Source organism: uncultured Pontibacter sp. (assembly GCF_947499215.1).
GTDB lineage: Bacteria > Bacteroidota > Bacteroidia > Cytophagales > Hymenobacteraceae > Pontibacter.
This window is the reverse complement of record NZ_CANMNI010000001.1, coordinates 782,992-798,963: the sequence shown is the minus strand read 5'-3', so window position 1 is coordinate 798,963 and position 15,972 is coordinate 782,992. Positions and strand designations below refer to the sequence as shown.

The 15,972-nt window shown below is 48.9% G+C and carries 12 protein-coding genes; 5 read left to right on the top strand and 7 right to left on the bottom strand.

Annotation, left to right across the window (positions count from 1 at the left end; all coding sequences use genetic code 11):
* Positions 1-24 precede the first annotated feature (24 nt).
* Positions 25-1,437 carry an amino acid permease gene (locus tag Q1A04_RS03505; RefSeq protein WP_299701261.1) on the bottom strand — a complete coding sequence of 471 codons (1,413 nt, stop codon included), beginning with the start codon at positions 1,435-1,437 and terminating at the stop codon, positions 25-27.
* 253 nt (positions 1,438-1,690) lie between these two features.
* On the opposite strand from Q1A04_RS03505, the gene Q1A04_RS03500 reads away from it, so the two are divergent.
* From Q1A04_RS03500 to Q1A04_RS03485, 4 genes are all read left to right on the top strand, one after another.
* Entirely contained in the window at positions 1,691-3,169 is a 1,479-nt protein-coding gene (locus tag Q1A04_RS03500) for a trypsin-like peptidase domain-containing protein (RefSeq protein ID WP_299701259.1), read from the top strand.
* Positions 3,170-3,196: 27 nt separating this feature from the next.
* The gene (locus Q1A04_RS03495; RefSeq protein WP_299701257.1) at positions 3,197-3,943 is read left to right on the top strand and encodes a DUF72 domain-containing protein; all 747 of its coding nucleotides are present in this window, start codon (positions 3,197-3,199) and stop codon (positions 3,941-3,943) included.
* 190 nt (positions 3,944-4,133) lie between these two features.
* A complete protein-coding gene (locus Q1A04_RS03490) occupies positions 4,134-6,563 on the top strand; it encodes a TonB-dependent receptor (RefSeq protein ID WP_299701254.1) in 2,430 nt (809 codons plus the stop codon).
* An 86-nt stretch (positions 6,564-6,649) separates the two neighbouring features.
* A complete protein-coding gene (locus Q1A04_RS03485) occupies positions 6,650-7,045 on the top strand; it encodes a DUF983 domain-containing protein (protein ID WP_299701251.1) in 396 nt (131 codons plus the stop codon).
* Between the two features lie 69 nt (positions 7,046-7,114).
* Here Q1A04_RS03485 and Q1A04_RS03480 read toward each other — a convergent pair whose 3' ends face one another.
* The 3 genes from Q1A04_RS03480 to Q1A04_RS03470 form a co-directional block, all read right to left on the bottom strand.
* Complete coding sequence (locus Q1A04_RS03480) at positions 7,115-7,402, bottom strand: circadian clock KaiB family protein (RefSeq protein ID WP_299701248.1); 288 nt, start codon at positions 7,400-7,402, stop codon at positions 7,115-7,117.
* A gap of 63 nt (positions 7,403-7,465) precedes the next feature.
* Positions 7,466-8,929, bottom strand: coding sequence for a circadian clock protein KaiC (gene kaiC / locus Q1A04_RS03475; RefSeq protein WP_299701245.1), 1,464 nt, complete (start codon positions 8,927-8,929; stop codon positions 7,466-7,468).
* A 180-nt stretch (positions 8,930-9,109) separates the two neighbouring features.
* Entirely contained in the window at positions 9,110-9,676 is a 567-nt protein-coding gene (locus Q1A04_RS03470) for an AraC family transcriptional regulator (RefSeq protein ID WP_299701243.1), read from the bottom strand.
* A gap of 311 nt (positions 9,677-9,987) precedes the next feature.
* Between Q1A04_RS03470 and Q1A04_RS03465 the strand changes: the two genes are divergently transcribed.
* Entirely contained in the window at positions 9,988-11,274 is a 1,287-nt protein-coding gene (locus tag Q1A04_RS03465) for a DUF5690 family protein (protein WP_299701240.1), read from the top strand.
* Positions 11,275-11,323: 49 nt separating this feature from the next.
* On the opposite strand, the gene Q1A04_RS03460 is transcribed toward Q1A04_RS03465, so the two are convergent.
* The 3 genes from Q1A04_RS03460 to Q1A04_RS03450 form a co-directional block, all read right to left on the bottom strand.
* Complete coding sequence (locus Q1A04_RS03460) at positions 11,324-12,208, bottom strand: DUF3078 domain-containing protein (protein WP_299701238.1); 885 nt, start codon at positions 12,206-12,208, stop codon at positions 11,324-11,326.
* Between the two features lie 175 nt (positions 12,209-12,383).
* Complete coding sequence (locus Q1A04_RS03455) at positions 12,384-13,049, bottom strand: protein-L-isoaspartate(D-aspartate) O-methyltransferase (RefSeq protein WP_299701237.1); 666 nt, start codon at positions 13,047-13,049, stop codon at positions 12,384-12,386.
* 173 nt (positions 13,050-13,222) lie between these two features.
* Complete coding sequence (locus Q1A04_RS03450; RefSeq protein WP_299701235.1) at positions 13,223-15,016, bottom strand: T9SS type A sorting domain-containing protein; 1,794 nt, start codon at positions 15,014-15,016, stop codon at positions 13,223-13,225.
* Between the last annotated feature and the right edge of the window lie 956 nt (positions 15,017-15,972).

Here is a 15,972-nt window from a genome sequence, read left to right as displayed (position 1 = left end):
GGACTTGACGAGTATCTCACTCCATTAAGTCCTGCTTTTCATGCTCTTTTCGATAGTAGGAAGTGCCAGCAGCACGAGCACACCTACCACCAGCACGCCTATACCTACCAAGGCTCCCAACCCAGTATACATCAGGCTAGAGTAAAACAGGTAGGCGCTAGTAAGGCAGAAAATAAAGGGCAGAACGGGATAAAGCGGTACCTTAAAAGGTCGTGGACGCTCCGGCTCTTTACGGCGCAGCACAAATAAGGCTATACCTACCAGTAGCAGGAAGAACCAGAAAACCGGCGCCGTGTACTCCACCATGGTCTCAAAACCATTGCGGGTGAACAACGCCAAGCCAACCAGCGCGAGCGAGACCACACCCTGCACCACATAGGCATTCACCGGAGAGGATGCCTTGGTGTTCCACTGGCCCAAGAAGCTAAAAACCGGGAAGTCACGGCCGAGGGCGTAATTGGTGCGTGCACCGGTGAGAATAGTGGCATTGGCCGAGGTGAGGGCGGCGAGTGTCACAATGATGCCGATCAGGACCATCCCTGTATTACCAAGTGTTACCCGCACGAGGTCAGCGGCAACAGCATCGGAGGCGGCCATCCCTTTCAAGCCTAATACATGGAGGTAAGCCATGTTGATAAGCAGATAGATCAAGGTAATAACGGCTATGCTGGCAATCAGAGCGGTGGCCATGCCCCGACGGCCGCTCTTGAGTTCTGCTGAGATGTAGGCGGCCTCGTTCCAACCACCGAAGGTGAGCAGCACAAATACCATGGCCAGTCCCATAGAGGTGCCGTTGCCTGAACCTGAATTACTCACTGCCGCAGCCTCGTTGGGCGTAAAAAGAAAAGCCGCACCCAGCACAAAAAGTATCCCCAGTACCTCCAGTATAATTAAAAACCGCTGCACACCTGTGCCGAAACTGACGCCCACAATGTTGATGGCCGTGAGCAACACCACAACCAGCGCCGCATAGATGACCGACGATAGCTCGCCGATGCTGTAGATCTGGGCCATGTAGTCGCCGATGATAAAGGACAGCAAGGCGATGGAGCCGGTCTGGATGACGCTCATACGCGCCCAAGCAAACAAAAATGCCAATTTTTTACCGAAAGCCCTCGTGAGAAAGTGATAGTCGCCCCCGGCATGCGGAAAGGTGGTGGTGAGCTCAGCATAGCAGAGTGCTCCGATCAGAGAAACCAGACCGCCCAGCACCCAAGTGGTCAGGAACATCGTGCCGCTTTCGACGTTGGCAGCTACAAGCGAAGGTGTTCGGAAAATGCCGGCACCCACTACCACACCCACAATCACAGCGATGGCATCGAACATACTCAAGGCGGGTCGAGGCTCAGCCTTCGGCTTTTCTTCGGCTGGGGCTGTGGTTTGTGTTGTCGCCATGGTCGCGTCTGCCGCAGGGTAGTCTTCGTTCAAGTTACTCATAGGTCTGTAGCTAAGTGTAGGCTTAATGGTCTCTGACCCACTGTTTACGAACAGCGACAGGATTTAAGTCATAAACTATGCGCTTTTTTGAGGACTAGACAGTATAAACAGAGCATACTCGACTAGAATTAGGTATAGCCCGTGCAAAAGGTTTTAAACAATCTTAAAGTCAGCCGTTATGAACTCAAATCCGCTTTTCAGCCAACCCGGTCGTGTAATTATCGGTAAAGCAAGTGGTAAGACATCGAATTTTATGGGAAAAGCTGTCGGTACCTTTTTAATAGCCATTCTCTCTGCCGTGCTCGCCATCGCAGGGTATAAACTCTTCGAAGGCAGCCCGCAACAAGACGGGAACTTCAACAATACCAATTCTTCGGCTATACCAGTAGCATCGTCGGTTGGCAACCCTGATTTTATACCGGCCGCTGCCAACGTAACCCCGGCTGTAGTGCACATCAAAACATTGTACACCGCTACGCAAACTGGCCGTAATCCTATTTATGAACTGTTCGGCATCCCGCAGCAATCCACCCCGGCTCGGGGCTCAGGTTCAGGCGTACTCATTTCAAAAGATGGTTATATTGTTACCAACAACCACGTAATCGACCGGGCCTCGGGCATAGAAGTGGTCCTGCCAGACCGCCGCACTTTCGAGGCCAAACTAATTGGAACAGACCCGAGCACCGATTTGGCCCTGCTGAAAGTAGAGGGCCGTGACCTGCCGGTGGTGCCGCTTGGTGACTCGGACAAGGTGCAGGTCGGAGAGTGGGTGCTGGCTGTGGGCTATCCGCTCTCGCTTAACTCCACGGTAACAGCCGGAATCGTTAGTGCCAAAGGCAGAAGCATCGGCATCCTAAACCGACCCGGACAGGGCGGGTACGTCGATCCGGCGCAGGTGGCCAATACCGCCATCGAGTCTTTCATTCAAACAGATGCCGCCATTAACCCCGGCAACTCGGGTGGTGCCTTAGTAAATACTTCGGGACAGCTGATCGGCATTAACACGGCCATTGCCTCCCAAACGGGCAGCTATGCCGGCTATGGCTTTGCTATACCTGTTAACCTGATGCAGAAAGTGGTAGGCGACATCCGGAAGCATGGCCGGGTTCTTCGTGGTTTTTTGGGCGTGAACTTCCCGGTACCGGCTGTGGAAGACCAGATGCTGCGGGCGCGCGGCATCGATCCGGGTGAGGTGAGCGGTGTTTATATCATGGGAGTACAGTCGGGCAGTGGCGCCGAGAAAGCCGGTCTAAAAGAAGGTGACATCATACAGGGAATTGATGGTGTTGAAGTGAACACATCAGCAGAGCTCTCAGAGCGCATTGCCCGCTATTACCCCGGCGATAAAGTGGAACTGGCCCTGCTGCGTGACGGCAAGCAGCGCAAGGCTACTGTAACGTTGCAAGGCGAGGAAGAGGAGAGCGCTTCTGATATGGCAGCCAAAGGGCTGGAGGCAAGACTGGGGGCTAACTTTGCCCCACTGACGGACCGCATGAAAGAACGCTACGGTTTGGGTGAGGGGGTATACGTGACCAAAGTCCACCCCGATGGTTTTTTTGCCACGGCAGGTATACCGGAAGGCTCCGTGATAGCGCGCGTGAACGGAAGGGCCGTGAGTAGCTTAGCCGATATCAGTAAAGCGCTGGCGGCTTCCAGCAGGGGCATGGTGCGCTTGGATGGCATCACACCCGATGGCACTGCCTTCGTATTCAACTTCCCGCTGGGTGCCTAATCCAGTTAATAATCCGTATCAGGGCTGATGATAGATAATCCGAAACTACACATAGGCACTTCCGGCTGGAGCTATCGCTGGCCTGAAGTGCTGTACCCACCCGACCTGAAGTCGGCTGACCGCCTGAGTTACTATGCCACCCGCTTCAATTGCACGGAGATCAACAGCAGTTTTTACCACTTTACAATGGCCAAAACCATAGAGAAGTGGCTGGCGGAAACGGCAGAACATTTTAAATTCGCTCCTAAGCTCAACCAAGAGATCACACATAAGCGCAAGTTTCAGGATATAGAGGAGCCGCTGCAAAAGTTCATGTCGCGCTACCTGCTCATGGGCGAGCGGCTGGGGCCGGTACTGGTGCAAATAGCGGGCAGCTTCCGCTTCGACAAAGGTATAGCCGGAGACTTCTTCCATACCTTGCGGGAGCTATACCCTGCGCAAGTGTTTGCTCTGGAGGCGCGGCATGTGAGTTGGTTCACCGATGAGGCGCTGGACCTGATGCGGGAGTATGAGATTACGACCGTGATCGCCAGCGCTGGCAAACGTTTTCCGGGTATCGAAGTCACCACCACAGACACTGCCTACCTGCGCCTGCACGGCGACGAGAAAATGTACTCCTCCGCCTACTCCGACGAAAAGCTGGAGCGCTACGCCTACATGGTGAAAGACTGGCTGGAGGACGGCAAAGAGGTATGGGTATTTTTCAACAACACCATTATGGGGAACGCGGTGACTGACGCTGATAAACTCAGGCAGTATGTACAAGAGTTGTGAAATAAGCTGAGCTATTGTCGGTAATTTTTGAGGGAAGGGGAGAGAGGCGCGGTTGTATAAGTGTCTAAACATTAACCAGTTATTTGCTTTTGTAAATGCTTGGTAACTTGGAGCTTAAAAATATATAGTGTTTTCTAAACATTTTAAGGCGATGGGTGTATTACACGCAGCAATAAACAAGCTTTTGGCCATGAGACTGCTTTTTACACTACTCTTCTTTTTTCCGCTTTTGGTGTCTGCCCAGACTGGCGTCATTACCGGCACGGTACGCGACAGAAACACGCAGGAGGCCCTGATTGGAGTATCAGTACAGCTGGTCGGCACGCAGTTGGGTACGGTGAGCGATGCCCAAGGCACTTACCGCTTGGAGAATATCCCGTTGGGGAGCTATACCTTGCAGGGTTCTTATATCGGGTATCAGCCACAGAGTAAGTTCAACATAAACGTCACATCAGGCAACGCACAGATCATCAATTTCGAGCTGGTACCGAGCACTAGTCAGTTGGGGGAGGTGGAAGTGGTGGCCCGTCGCCGGCAGAGTGCCGCCGTGGCCGATATCGTGACGCCACTGTCGGTGCAGAGCCTGAGCACCGAGGAAATTCGCAGCAACCCGGGCGGTAATTTTGATATTTCGAAAGTAGTACAGGTGCTGCCGGGAGTGGCCACCAACGGAGCGGGTGGAGGCGGGCGCAACGACCTGATCATCCGGGGTGGGGCGCCGAGCGAGAATGTGTACTATCTGGATGGCATCGAGATTCCGCTCATCAACCACTTTACCACGCAGGGTAGCGCAGGCGGGGCTACCGGTATACTCAATGTGTCTTTTATCGAGGATCTGAAAGTGAGTTCTTCCGCCTTTGATGCCCGCTACGACAACGCCCTGGCATCAGTGTTTGAATTCAGGCAGCGCTATGGCAACCCGGAGCGCTTTTCGGGCAATGTGCGCCTGAGCGGTTCCGAGTTCGCCACTACGCTAGAAGGCCCGCTGTCCTCTAAAACCACCTACTTGGTGTCAGCGCGACGCAGCTATCTTCAGTTTTTGTTCAAGCTACTTGACTTACCCATTCGCCCCAATTACTGGGACTTTCAGTACAAAGTAGATCACAAAATCGACAACAAAACATCCCTTTCTTTTATCGGCGTAGGCGCCATTGATGAATTTGCGTTTGGGGTGCCGCGCAACAGCACGCCCGAGAGCGAGTATATTCTGCGCTCCATACCTACCAACAACCAGTGGAACTACACCACGGGCGTATCCATGAAACGACTCGTAAACGATGGCTATGTGAACTTGGCGTTGAGTCGGAACGCTTTTGATATCGACTTGGAGAAATCGGAGGCGGCAGGAGAGGGCGAAGCTTCTCAACTCACCCTAAAATCGAGCTCACGGGAAACAGAGAACAAGCTGCGCCTCGATGTGAACAAGTACCGCAACGGGTTTAAGTACGCTTACGGCCTTTCGGGTCAGTATGTGCAGTTTACCAACGACATCTTCAGTTTGATCCGCAATGAAGTGCGCGACGAAAGCGGAAATTTGGTGCAACCAGCCGTGACCGTGAATTACGACACCGATCTGGACTTTTTCCGCTACGGCGCTTTCGGGCAGGTATCGCGTACGGTGCTCAACAACCGGTTGGGACTGTCCTTTGGCTTGCGCACCGACATGAACACTTTTACCGACGAGGGGCGCAATCCGCTTAGAGCACTGTCGCCGCGCCTGTCAGCTTCTTACTTTCTCACTGATAAATGGACCATTAACGGCTCGTGGGGTACGTATTACAAATTGCCTACTTATACCGTGCTGGGCTATCAGGAAAACAACCAGTTTTTGAACCGTTCTGCCGACTATATCCGCTCTATCCATTATGTGCTGGGCACGGAGTTCTTGCCTCGTCAGGATCTACGCTTCACGCTGGAGGGCTTTTACAAGGACTACAGCAACTACCCGGTGTCGCTGCGTGACGGCATTTCGCTGGCAAACCAAGGCGGTGACTTTGGATCCATCGGGAACGAGGCGGTGAGTACCTCAGGCAAAGGAAGAGCCTACGGAGCGGAGTTTTACCTTCAGAAAAAACTGACGGGTACAGTGTTTTCGGTGCTCTCCTATACCTATGTGGTAAGTGAGTTTGCGGGAACGGACGGGCGCTATGTTTCCAGCGCTTGGGACTACCGCCATTTGGTATCGGGGCTGCTGGGCAAGAAACTGCCGCGCAACTGGGAGTTCGGAGCCAAGTACCGCTATGCCGGTGGTGCACCCACTACGCCATTCGATTTGGAGGCATCGCAGCGCAACTATGCTACGCTGGGCGTGGGTATTTTGGATTTCACCCAACTCAACACAGAGCGACTCAGGCCTTTTAGCCAATTGGATGTGCGCATCGACAAAAAGTGGAATTTCAGCCGCATTACCCTGGATTTGTTCTTAGATGTGGCCAATGTGCTGGCCAGTCGCACCCCGGGCTACGACCGCTATACCTTCCAGCGCAACGAGGACAATACCGGCTTTGCCACTACCGATAGCGCTCCGCTGCGTACTGATGGGAGTAACGCCATACCTGTAGTGCTGAAGAACGACGACGGTAACCTTGTACCCACACTCGGTTTTATAGTTGAGTTTTAGAAGATTTTGTGATGAAAGTCACCGTTTGGATATCTGAAAAACACTATCTTTGGTTTTGTGTGTCGTAACTTTGATATTCAAGCAAAATGAGCCAGAAAAACTCCATTTTCTATAGCATCATCACCACAAAATGTCCGCGATGCAGCGAAGGGCAGATGTTTACAGGTGGTCTCTATACCCCGAAGTTTGCCGACATGCGCACGAACTGCCCCTGCTGCGGCCAAGCTTTGGAGCCGGAGCCGGGCTTTTACTACGGAGCCATGTATGTGAGTTTCGCCTTCAATGTGGCTATTTTCGTCATCTGTTTGGTGGTACTTTACCAGTTTGTGGAAGAGATTACCATGGCGATGATGATTGGCGTAGTGGCCGTTGTAGTGATAGGACTTTTGCCAGTTATCTTCAGGCTGTCAAGGTCGCTTTATATTCACATATTTGTGCGTTATGAGGGGCCTTGCAGTGAGATTCCTAAGAAATCTCACTAATAGCGTATTTGTTGCACCAAAGCTTAACGGACGATAAGAAAGGCGTGCATGCCGATGCTTGTACGGCGATTAAACTTTGTTAAGCATACTCGAAATCCCCAAGGCGGCTAATACACGGCTTCTCACATTCAAAGCTCCTATTATACGGCTAACTGGTGTTGGCTCCAATCTGATTAGGGTGGGTATGGCTATTATACCTGCTTCCTCGGCTTTTTCAGGATACTTCTGAATATCAATGATCTCTAGTTGGTAGTTTCCATTTAGATTTTCCCTGCAGATCTTAAGAAGTGTGTCCACAGTCTCAACTGAGTTAAGACTGTGTCCGTTGATAAAGAGCTGAAATACATGTATGCTCATTTTGTTAATTTGGGCTAAAAGCGCCGAAAACCGCCGGCTAAAATGGTGTGTCGAAACGGCTTGTTACTCAAGCTTAATAAGCATGGGGTTGCCTGTCAGGATGCCACTAATGCCTTCGAAGTGTTTTCCTATCTCGGCTCCTCTGTCGGTAATAGAAAATTTGCGGATGGAGGAGTCGTGTCTGGACCCGCGCATTTTGAGCACTGCGATGCTCCGTTGCATCTCACCTGACATTTCTACATAGCGCAGCAGGATAATGGTATCCGTGATAGGGGAGATGTTACCTTCCGTATCTGATGTGCCGCCCGCCAATAAGGGAGTGTTGGATGTAAACATGCCTGTAATCTCCTTGTGTTTGAGGTAGGAAGTAAAAGCAATGATAAACTCCCGGAAGCCTTTGTCTGTAGAAGTGCGCGACAAGGCGGAAAGACTGTCGATCGCAATTCTGTCGGGTTTGAAGCTCTCCACCACTTCCTGTATGTTGATGAAATGGTCTTCCAATGAAGAAATCTCGGGATAGATACAGATCACTTTCAGGAGCCCTTCTTCTTCCAATTGGGCAAAACTGATTCCCCAACCGGCTGCGTTTCGGTTCAGTTGCTCATAACTTTCCTCAAAGGCCATGAGCAGACAGCGTTCTTTTTTCTCCCGGATGCCATTTATAAAGTTGGCGACCAGCAACGTTTTGCCAGCTCCTATTGCCCCAGAAACCAAGTTGATGGATCCTTTATAAAACCCGCCATTTATCATGTCGTCCAGTTTAGGTATACCGGATGTTACCCTTTCATTAGAAGAAACATGCTTCAGGTTCATCGCTGACAAAGGGATGATGACGATACCGTTCTCCTTGTTGATGCTAAATGGGTTTTCGCCCTTCTCGTGATTGCTTCCCCTGAATTTCAGGATCTCGATGGTTCTTCTGCGCTTCTCGTTGTGCAGCACATTGCGAAGTATGACCACATTATCAGTCAGAAACTCCTCAACCCCGAAGCGAGTGATTTTACCATATTCTTCCAGTCGCTCGGCTGTGATGATAGATGTTGCGCCTAAACGCGAAAGGGTAAGGGCTACCTGTATCAGCTCACGCCGGATGGTATGCATCTCCTCGTGAAATTGCGTAAAGATGCTGCCAATGGAGTCGATAACGACTCGTTGGGCCTTGCATTTCTGCACGGCACTCTCTAATCTGATCCTGAAAGCACTCAGATCGAAGTCGCCAATGGCTATTATATTTTCCTCTTTCGGGGCAGCATCCACAAATATCCATTTACCTTCCCTTTCCCAAGTGTCAATGTCCCAGTTAAAACTTTTCAGGTTCTTCCGGATGTCATCTACCTGTTCTTCGAAGGTGACAAAAACCCCCGGCTGATTGAACAATTGTATACCCATAGCTAGAAATTGAGCGCCAAAAAGTGTTTTTGCGCTACCTGAGCTTCCTGCTACAAGAGTAGTTCGGCCCAGTGGCAATCCGCCATCTGAAATATGGTCGAAAGAGGCATTTCCGGTTTCTAATTTTAATAGGTTCATAGGCAAACGTGAGCGGTTTGGGGAATAAATATTTGCGCTATACTTAGAGGCAGGATGATGCCTGAAAGTGTTAACAACACAATTGAACACCCTTAAGTCTGAGGTATCCAAAAGCACGCACAAAGGTGAGGGCATTAAGAGAGGAATACTTTACATACTTGTTCAAGTATGTATCAAATGTTACAGGTTTTCGAGCACGCCCTCCCGCTTGTCCTTTAAGTGCCTGTAAAACGAGGGAGAAAGTCCCGTCACTTTTTTAAATTGGCTGGATAAGTGGGCAACACTGCTGTAATGCAGGCGGTGGGCAATTTCGGTAAGGGAGAGATCATCATAAAACAGCAGCTCCTTTGCTTTCTCTATCTTATGGATGATAATGAACTGCTGAATGGTAATACCCTTGACCTCTGAAAAAATATTGGCCAAGTAGTTATAGTTGTAACCCAGTTTTTCACTGATGTAAACCGAATAATTCACTTTCGGTTGCTCTTCCGAAGAGTGGATCATATCGGTGATGAGTGCCTTTATCTTATCGATCAGTTTGCTCTTGCTGTCGTCAAGCAATTCCAAGCCAGCTTTGCTCAGATTGTCTTTTAGCTGCTCCAGCTGAATGTCGGTGATGTCCTTGTGTATTTCTACTATGCCTAGGTCAACAACCACATACTCTGACTGTAATCCTAGATTTATGAGTTCTTCCTGCACCAGCGCTTTGCAGCGGCTACTGACCATGTACTTAATGTATAATTTCATTTACTTGGGTTAAGGGCATACTCGGATCCGGAGTATGGTGCGGCGTTGCTGCTGGGAATAGAAAAGAACCTGGGGCGATTGATGAGCAATGAGATCAGGAGTTTACAAGAAGATGTAAAGCAGGTTCTGATTGTATATACCTATTACGTTAAATCTACAACATTAATTCAGAAGTTGGTGAAGTATATTTTGGAGTCATAATTCAGAGAGTTCTAGAAGACTTCTTAACTGCCATTAGGAAACTTCCATAGCTAATCATTACATTACCACAGCAAAAACGAAATTTCCATCCTAGGAATGAGGTATAAGGCATGTCTAATTTAATCTTAAAGAAAAATAGCCAAGTGAAGGTTGGGCTATACGCTGCCGTTGTGGTCTTTTTAGCCTACACCATGATTTTTGGCTTCAGAAAGTCCTTTACAGTGGCCACATTCGATGGGATTGAGATAGCAGGGTACAGTTATAAAACACTCTTGGTTATCAGTCAGGTCTTAGGTTACCTGCTGGCCAAGTTCTACGGCATCAAGTATATTTCAGAGCTTAAACGAACCGGCAGAGGGAGCGTGATTCTCATCCTGACGGGGATTTCTTGGGTAAGCTGGCTTTTTTTCGCCCTTGTACCGGCTCCGTATAACATTGCTTTTCTTTTTATAAACGGCTTCCCCTTGGGAATGCTCTGGGGAGTTGTCTTTTCCTACGTGGAGGGCAGAAGAAGTACCGATTTCATTGGGGCAACCTTAGCCGTAAGCTTTATCTTCGCCTCCGGTTTTGTCAAATCCGTTGGTGCTTGGCTAATGGTGCAATTCAATGTGTCAGAATTTTGGATGCCCTTTTACACCGGTCTTGTCTTTGCCCTGCCGCTTCTGCTCTTCGTGTATCTGATGGAGCGGATTCCGCCACCCAGCGAAGAAGACATTCAGCTTCGAACAGAACGCACTGCCATGACCGAAGAAGACCGGAGAGGCTTCGTGAGAGAATTTTTTGCAGGTATAGTCGCTTGTGTGCTCATTTACTCCTTTGCGACCATCTTCCGGGATATACGCGACAACTTTAGTGCTGAAATGTGGAAAGAGCTTGGCTATTTCAATCAGCCGGCTATATTTTCAAAAACGGAAACGCCTATCACCCTGATTATCTTGGTTTTGATTGGCAGCATGGTGCTCATCAAAAACAACTATAGGGCCCTTCAAACGGCACATGTGTTTATTCTGATTGGATTTGCCGTCGCAGGAGTTTCCACCTTGCTTTTTTCCGCGGATTCAATGGAGCCGATCTGGTGGATGATGCTCGTCGGGCTTGGCCTATACATGGTTTACATCCCCTTCAATGCCGTGTTCTTCGACCGCCTGATCTCTACCTTTAAGTATACAGGGAACGTGGGCTTTTTAATATACCTAGCCGATTCATTTGGGTATGTGGGCAGTGTGGGTGTGTTGTTTAGCAAGGAAATCTTCAAAGTGCAGTTAAACTGGGTCACCTTCTTTTCAAACAGTGTAATCGGACTTTCGGCGGTCGGCATTTTGCTGACTGCTTTTTCCATGGTTTATTTTGGAAGAAAGTATGCAAGGCTTAAGACCAAAGTATTAAGCCCTGCATAATAAGATGAGTTTGGCTTTTAGGGTGCAGGTATGCACACAGGTATAGCGCCTATGGCCTAACCGTAAAACCCTCCATGGTATAGAGTATGCCTAACCCCAGTGACTGGTTATACTGCACTTCCGAGTCCTGATCATAGTCATAGATCAGGTTGCCCATCAGGTTCACATTAATGTAGCGGTTCACCTTGGCAGTCAGTACGGCATTGAACATATGGTCTATCTTTTTACCCGATAGCTCCCGGTAGTTGATATAGGCCATGTGCCCCAGCCTCAGGTTGACATTGGTGAGAATATCCCGGTTATAGCTGGCCTGCACCATGGCGGCCAGCCATTCCGTGCGTATGCTTTTGCCCTCCGGCACACCGTACCGCTCATTCAAAGCCACGGCATCGTCTGCCAAAAAGGTGAAGCGCGGTGCGAAGGGACTCAGACGCAGCGAAAAATAAGGATTCGGTTTGTACTCGGCGCCTAAGGCGAACGTAAGGAAACCCGGTGACAGGAAGTTTGAGATCAGGCGGTCTGTTCCGTCCGCATCCACGTCGTACTCATAGCCTTTTGTGAATTGAGAAAGGAAATTGGCTGACACAAACGTGTTCCAGTCCGATGAGATAGCGTAGCCATACTTAGAGTCTAGGAAAATGCGGTCGATGCTTTTGCGCTGTTCTTCGCCTTTGTTTTTGATAAGGCCATACTGCATTTGCACGGCATTGTCCCATGATGTTTTGCCTAATTTGTAGTCGGCCCGCGCATCCAAGTTTGAGTTGAAGGCAATAGAGCTGATGCCTCCTGCTTTCCAGTTATCGCTGAAAGCAGCTTGATTCAAATTTATACCTGCCGTGAAGGTTCTTCGCCAAGTGGTGTCGGCTTCAGTCTGAGCCGTTGCTGTAGTTACAGTTAACAAGAAAATGAGGAAAGACAGTAAAGTTTTCTGCATGTGTAAGCTTTGATTAAAGAAAGTATTATGAATAGCAAACTCAGTTTAACATAGGTGTAGAGCTATGTTTTTGAGTTGCTATATAGCGCTTACGCAATTTTACAGGTATAGGTATGAATTTTTATGATTTGCTTGCTTTTGTAGCCAAGTTGATTGCTTTCTAGGTAGTTATGAGTTATTTCTGTTCTTCCCGAGTAAAAGGCACAAACACCACAGGCATTAAGTTGCGGGTGACGGCTTTGCCTTTTTTCTTCTCGATCAACTTGAGGGTTTGCGTCCTGTACACGGGCCCAACAGGTATAACCATGCGACCGCCTTCTTTTAGTTGCGCAAACAGGGGAGGGGGAACGGTCTCGGCCCCGGCTGTTACGACAATGGCATCGAAGGGTGCGTGCTCTTCCCAGCCCGCATAGCCGTCCCCAATTTTTACTTCAATGTTATCATAGCCCAGTTGTTCTAGTCTAGCGGCAGCCATTTGGCCATGCTCCGGTACAATCTCAATGGTGTATACCTCTTTCACGATCTCAGCCAGTACGGCAGCCTGATAGCCTGATCCGGTGCCGATCTCCAGCACTTTCATGTCGGGGTTGGGCTTGATTATTTCGGTCATGTAGGCCACCATGTAGGGCTGGGAGATGGTCTGCTCATAGCCTATGGGCAGAGCGCGGTCAGAATAGGCTTCGGCCGCGATTGAGGGAGGAACGAATAAGTGGCGCTTCACGGTACGCATGGCCTCGAGCACGGCATTATCCTTCACGCCTCTGCCTTTGATTTGCTTCTGTACCATAGCCTCCCTCTTTTCGAGGTATGCGTCTTCCTGCACGGGTTGGAACAGCAGCATAAAAAAGAAGCATATGAAAACCGGAAAGCCCATTGCAACTGAAATCTTTAGGTTGTACCACTACTATTTTATACTTCAGGCTTAGGAATAAGTTCTCTGCGGGTTTTTAGGAAAAAAAGCCCCCGCCTCAAGGGGAGACGGGGGCTTTCAATGCATGATAAGATCTCTTTGGTTTATCGCTTTAGAATCAGTTTAAAGGTTTGAGATCCGGAGTCGCTTACCAGACGTGCAAAGTACATGCCTTCCTTCAGTTCTCTGCCGTTCAGTTCCACTGTGGTCAACTCGCCTGCTTTGGCTATACCTGAGCGAAGTTGCTTGACAAGCATACCTTGTGTGTCGTAGAGGTTGATGCTGTAGTTCTCCGTCTCGCGCACGATGAACTCCAGAGTGGCTTGGTCGCTGAAGGAGGTAGGATAGGCCTTCGAGTGGGTGATGTTAGAGGCCGCTACTTCACACGGATTTTCAACCGTTGTCTCCACATGGAATTTGATATCATCGATGGCAGCTGAACCACTGAACTCGTCCATGGAGTTTCTGCCATCGAGTACTACTTTCATCATCATCACACCTCTGGTGTTTCCCAGATTTACCGTCTGCTTGCTGTTCATACCAAGTGGCTTCAGGTATACCTTGTTCAACTCCTTGCCATCCGCATCATACAAGTATACCCACGACATCTGTTCATATACGTCCATCCCTACAACATTCATTGACTCCATGGTAACCGGACCGATGGCTGAGAAATCCAATATCAGTTCGCCTCCCCAACGGGTAGCATCCGGCAAGTCGTTGTGGTATTCGTTGATGATAAGGGCATTCCCCCAGTTAGTAGTATACAGATTGGTGTCGTCGCCTGTCGGGTCTTGCGTGTCGAAGATAGCTGCGTAGTTTTCTGGTGAATAGCTGCCATCCCCGTTACGCTTTCTGCCCATCAGCGCCACGGGTCCTGCTTCTGTTTCGATGCTCGTAATCAGGCCTCGCTTTTCGCTGTCGAAATCGATCGTGTGGTTTGTGACCTCCATTTCTGTCGAGACAGGTGTAACGACTACGCTGGTAGAGGCAGTTGAACCTGATGCCGGATCAGTGACGGTCAAGGTATAGTCTCCGGCTACCTTCACGATAGGGTTCTGCTCTGTGGAGGTATAGCCGTTCGGGCCGGTCCAGCTGTAGATGGCGCCCTCTGCAGAAGAGGAGCCCATCAGTTGCACAGAGGCTGTCGCGCAGTCCAACTTACCGCCGGTAGCGCTAACCGTTAGTTCCTCTTCGCGGGTAACTTTTACAGTGTCTTCAAATGTGCAAGAGGTACGGACGTTAGTAACTCTCATGGTATAAGTACCCGGGGCGTCCACCACTGGATTAAATGATCTTTCACCCGATACAATGTTGCCCCCGTCGCTCGCGAACCATATCACGGCACTTTCACTTCCTGAACCCTCGAGGGTGACAGTGCTATTCTGGCTGGTCAAAACTTTGTCGGGGCCAGCGCTTCCCGTCGGTTGCATAGGAGGATTTATGACAAGTGAGGCGGATGCAGTGAGATTGCGGTTTGTATCAGTTACCACTAACGTATATTCTCCCGGTTCGGTAACCCCAACCCTTCTGTTATTGGAAGAAAATCCATTCGGTCCACTCCATTGGTAAGTGATTCCTTCACTTACATACTCTTCATTGAATATGGCGTAACCATCCAGAGTAGCATGGTTGGGACCGGGGCAAGTAAATCGGATGGGAGAGCTGAAAATGCGGGCTGTAAATGTGTTTTCTTCTCTCGTTACCACTGCCTCGTCCTGCATGGTGCAGCCACTAATATGAGTCAGTGTGAGTGTGTAAGTGCCCGCCGCATCTACTACAGGCGTTAGGGTGTTTGCCCCCGATACAATGTTACCGCCATTGCTCGCCACCCACATCGGTGTCACGTCACCTCTTGAGTTGCCCTGCAGTGTAACAGTAGCATCATCTGGGTACATTTTTTTATCCTGACCGGCGAATCCATAAGGGAAGTTGATACCTTCCACTACAAATTCACTTGAAGCGGAGCAAGAAATATCCTTAACGGTAGAGCAGTCTATTGTATTCCTTACGGTGAGGGAATATCTGCTCGGTTTGGTGACTATGAGTTCCTTTTCCGTTGAAATAATTTCATGAACATTATTAATTTCATCTCTCCACTCATAGGTGATTCCTTCTTCCCTGTATGAGCCGTTTACTCTAACGTATGATTTTAGTGTCACAGAAGTATTACTGCAATCTAGATAGGCTTGAGGTGTCGAAGCAAACACACTTACATCAATAGTTTGCCAAGTGTTGTTTTGTGCCTGTAAAGAAGTAGTGAGACCTATAGTGAATAAGAATAAAAAGCAGCGAAGTAACTGCCCAAGCGTATTTGTTCGTCTCCCATGCGGGCAATTTTGATGAAGGTTGATGGTATAACTTTTTTTCATAGTTGTAAAGTGTAAGTATTAGATAATTAAATTTTAAACATTGTAGGAAAATCTAGGCAAGGCGCTGCCATGCAGGGCTTTTTTTGGGGTCCCGCTATAATCGTGTCAGTTTGTGCCTTGGTTATTTTGCCTTAAATAGGCGCGGTGTTACAGGCCTAAGTCGAGAAATGAAATTGGGAGCTGATCAGCTGAAGAAGTAAGTTTTTTTTCATAGTAGGGGTTATGCTAGAGTGATTTAAAATATAATTTAGCCTATATATGAATTCTGCAACAGCTAGCAAAATTCATCGAAAACTTGCTATTAAAGCTTTTTTTGAGTTTTCTTAGATTGCTGTACGATATTGTATTAATTTTATTTACATGAATTTTAAATTTTTTTTATTTTAAGAAGAACGAGGGTGTAAGTGCCACTTTTCTTAGTGAAAGCTTAATTTAAATTAGGCGAGGTATTGACGTTATTGCACAGTTTCTAAGCTTGGGGT

Bases quoted from the DNA above. Each gene is read 5' to 3' on its own strand.
- Q1A04_RS03455 (WP_299701237.1), bottom strand. From the start codon at position 13,049: ATGCTGCTGTTCCAACCCGTGCAGGAAGACGCATACCTCGAAAAGAGG.
- Q1A04_RS03460 (WP_299701238.1), bottom strand. From the start codon at position 12,208: ATGCAGAAAACTTTACTGTCTTTCCTCATTTTCTTGTTAACTGTAACT.
- Q1A04_RS03450 (WP_299701235.1), bottom strand. From the start codon at position 15,016: ATGTACCCAGATGATGCTACTGTTACACTGCAGGGCAACTCAAGAGGT.
- Q1A04_RS03490 (WP_299701254.1), top strand. From the start codon at position 4,134: ATGAGACTGCTTTTTACACTACTCTTCTTTTTTCCGCTTTTGGTGTCT.
- kaiC (WP_299701245.1), bottom strand. From the start codon at position 8,929: ATGAACCTATTAAAATTAGAAACCGGAAATGCCTCTTTCGACCATATT.
- Q1A04_RS03485 (WP_299701251.1), top strand. From the start codon at position 6,650: ATGAGCCAGAAAAACTCCATTTTCTATAGCATCATCACCACAAAATGT.
- Q1A04_RS03505 (WP_299701261.1), bottom strand. From the start codon at position 1,437: ATGAGTAACTTGAACGAAGACTACCCTGCGGCAGACGCGACCATGGCG.
- Q1A04_RS03470 (WP_299701243.1), bottom strand. From the start codon at position 9,676: ATGAAATTATACATTAAGTACATGGTCAGTAGCCGCTGCAAAGCGCTG.
- Q1A04_RS03465 (WP_299701240.1), top strand. From the start codon at position 9,988: ATGTCTAATTTAATCTTAAAGAAAAATAGCCAAGTGAAGGTTGGGCTA.
- Q1A04_RS03480 (WP_299701248.1), bottom strand. From the start codon at position 7,402: ATGAGCATACATGTATTTCAGCTCTTTATCAACGGACACAGTCTTAAC.
- Q1A04_RS03500 (WP_299701259.1), top strand. From the start codon at position 1,691: ATGGGAAAAGCTGTCGGTACCTTTTTAATAGCCATTCTCTCTGCCGTG.
- Q1A04_RS03495 (WP_299701257.1), top strand. From the start codon at position 3,197: ATGATAGATAATCCGAAACTACACATAGGCACTTCCGGCTGGAGCTAT.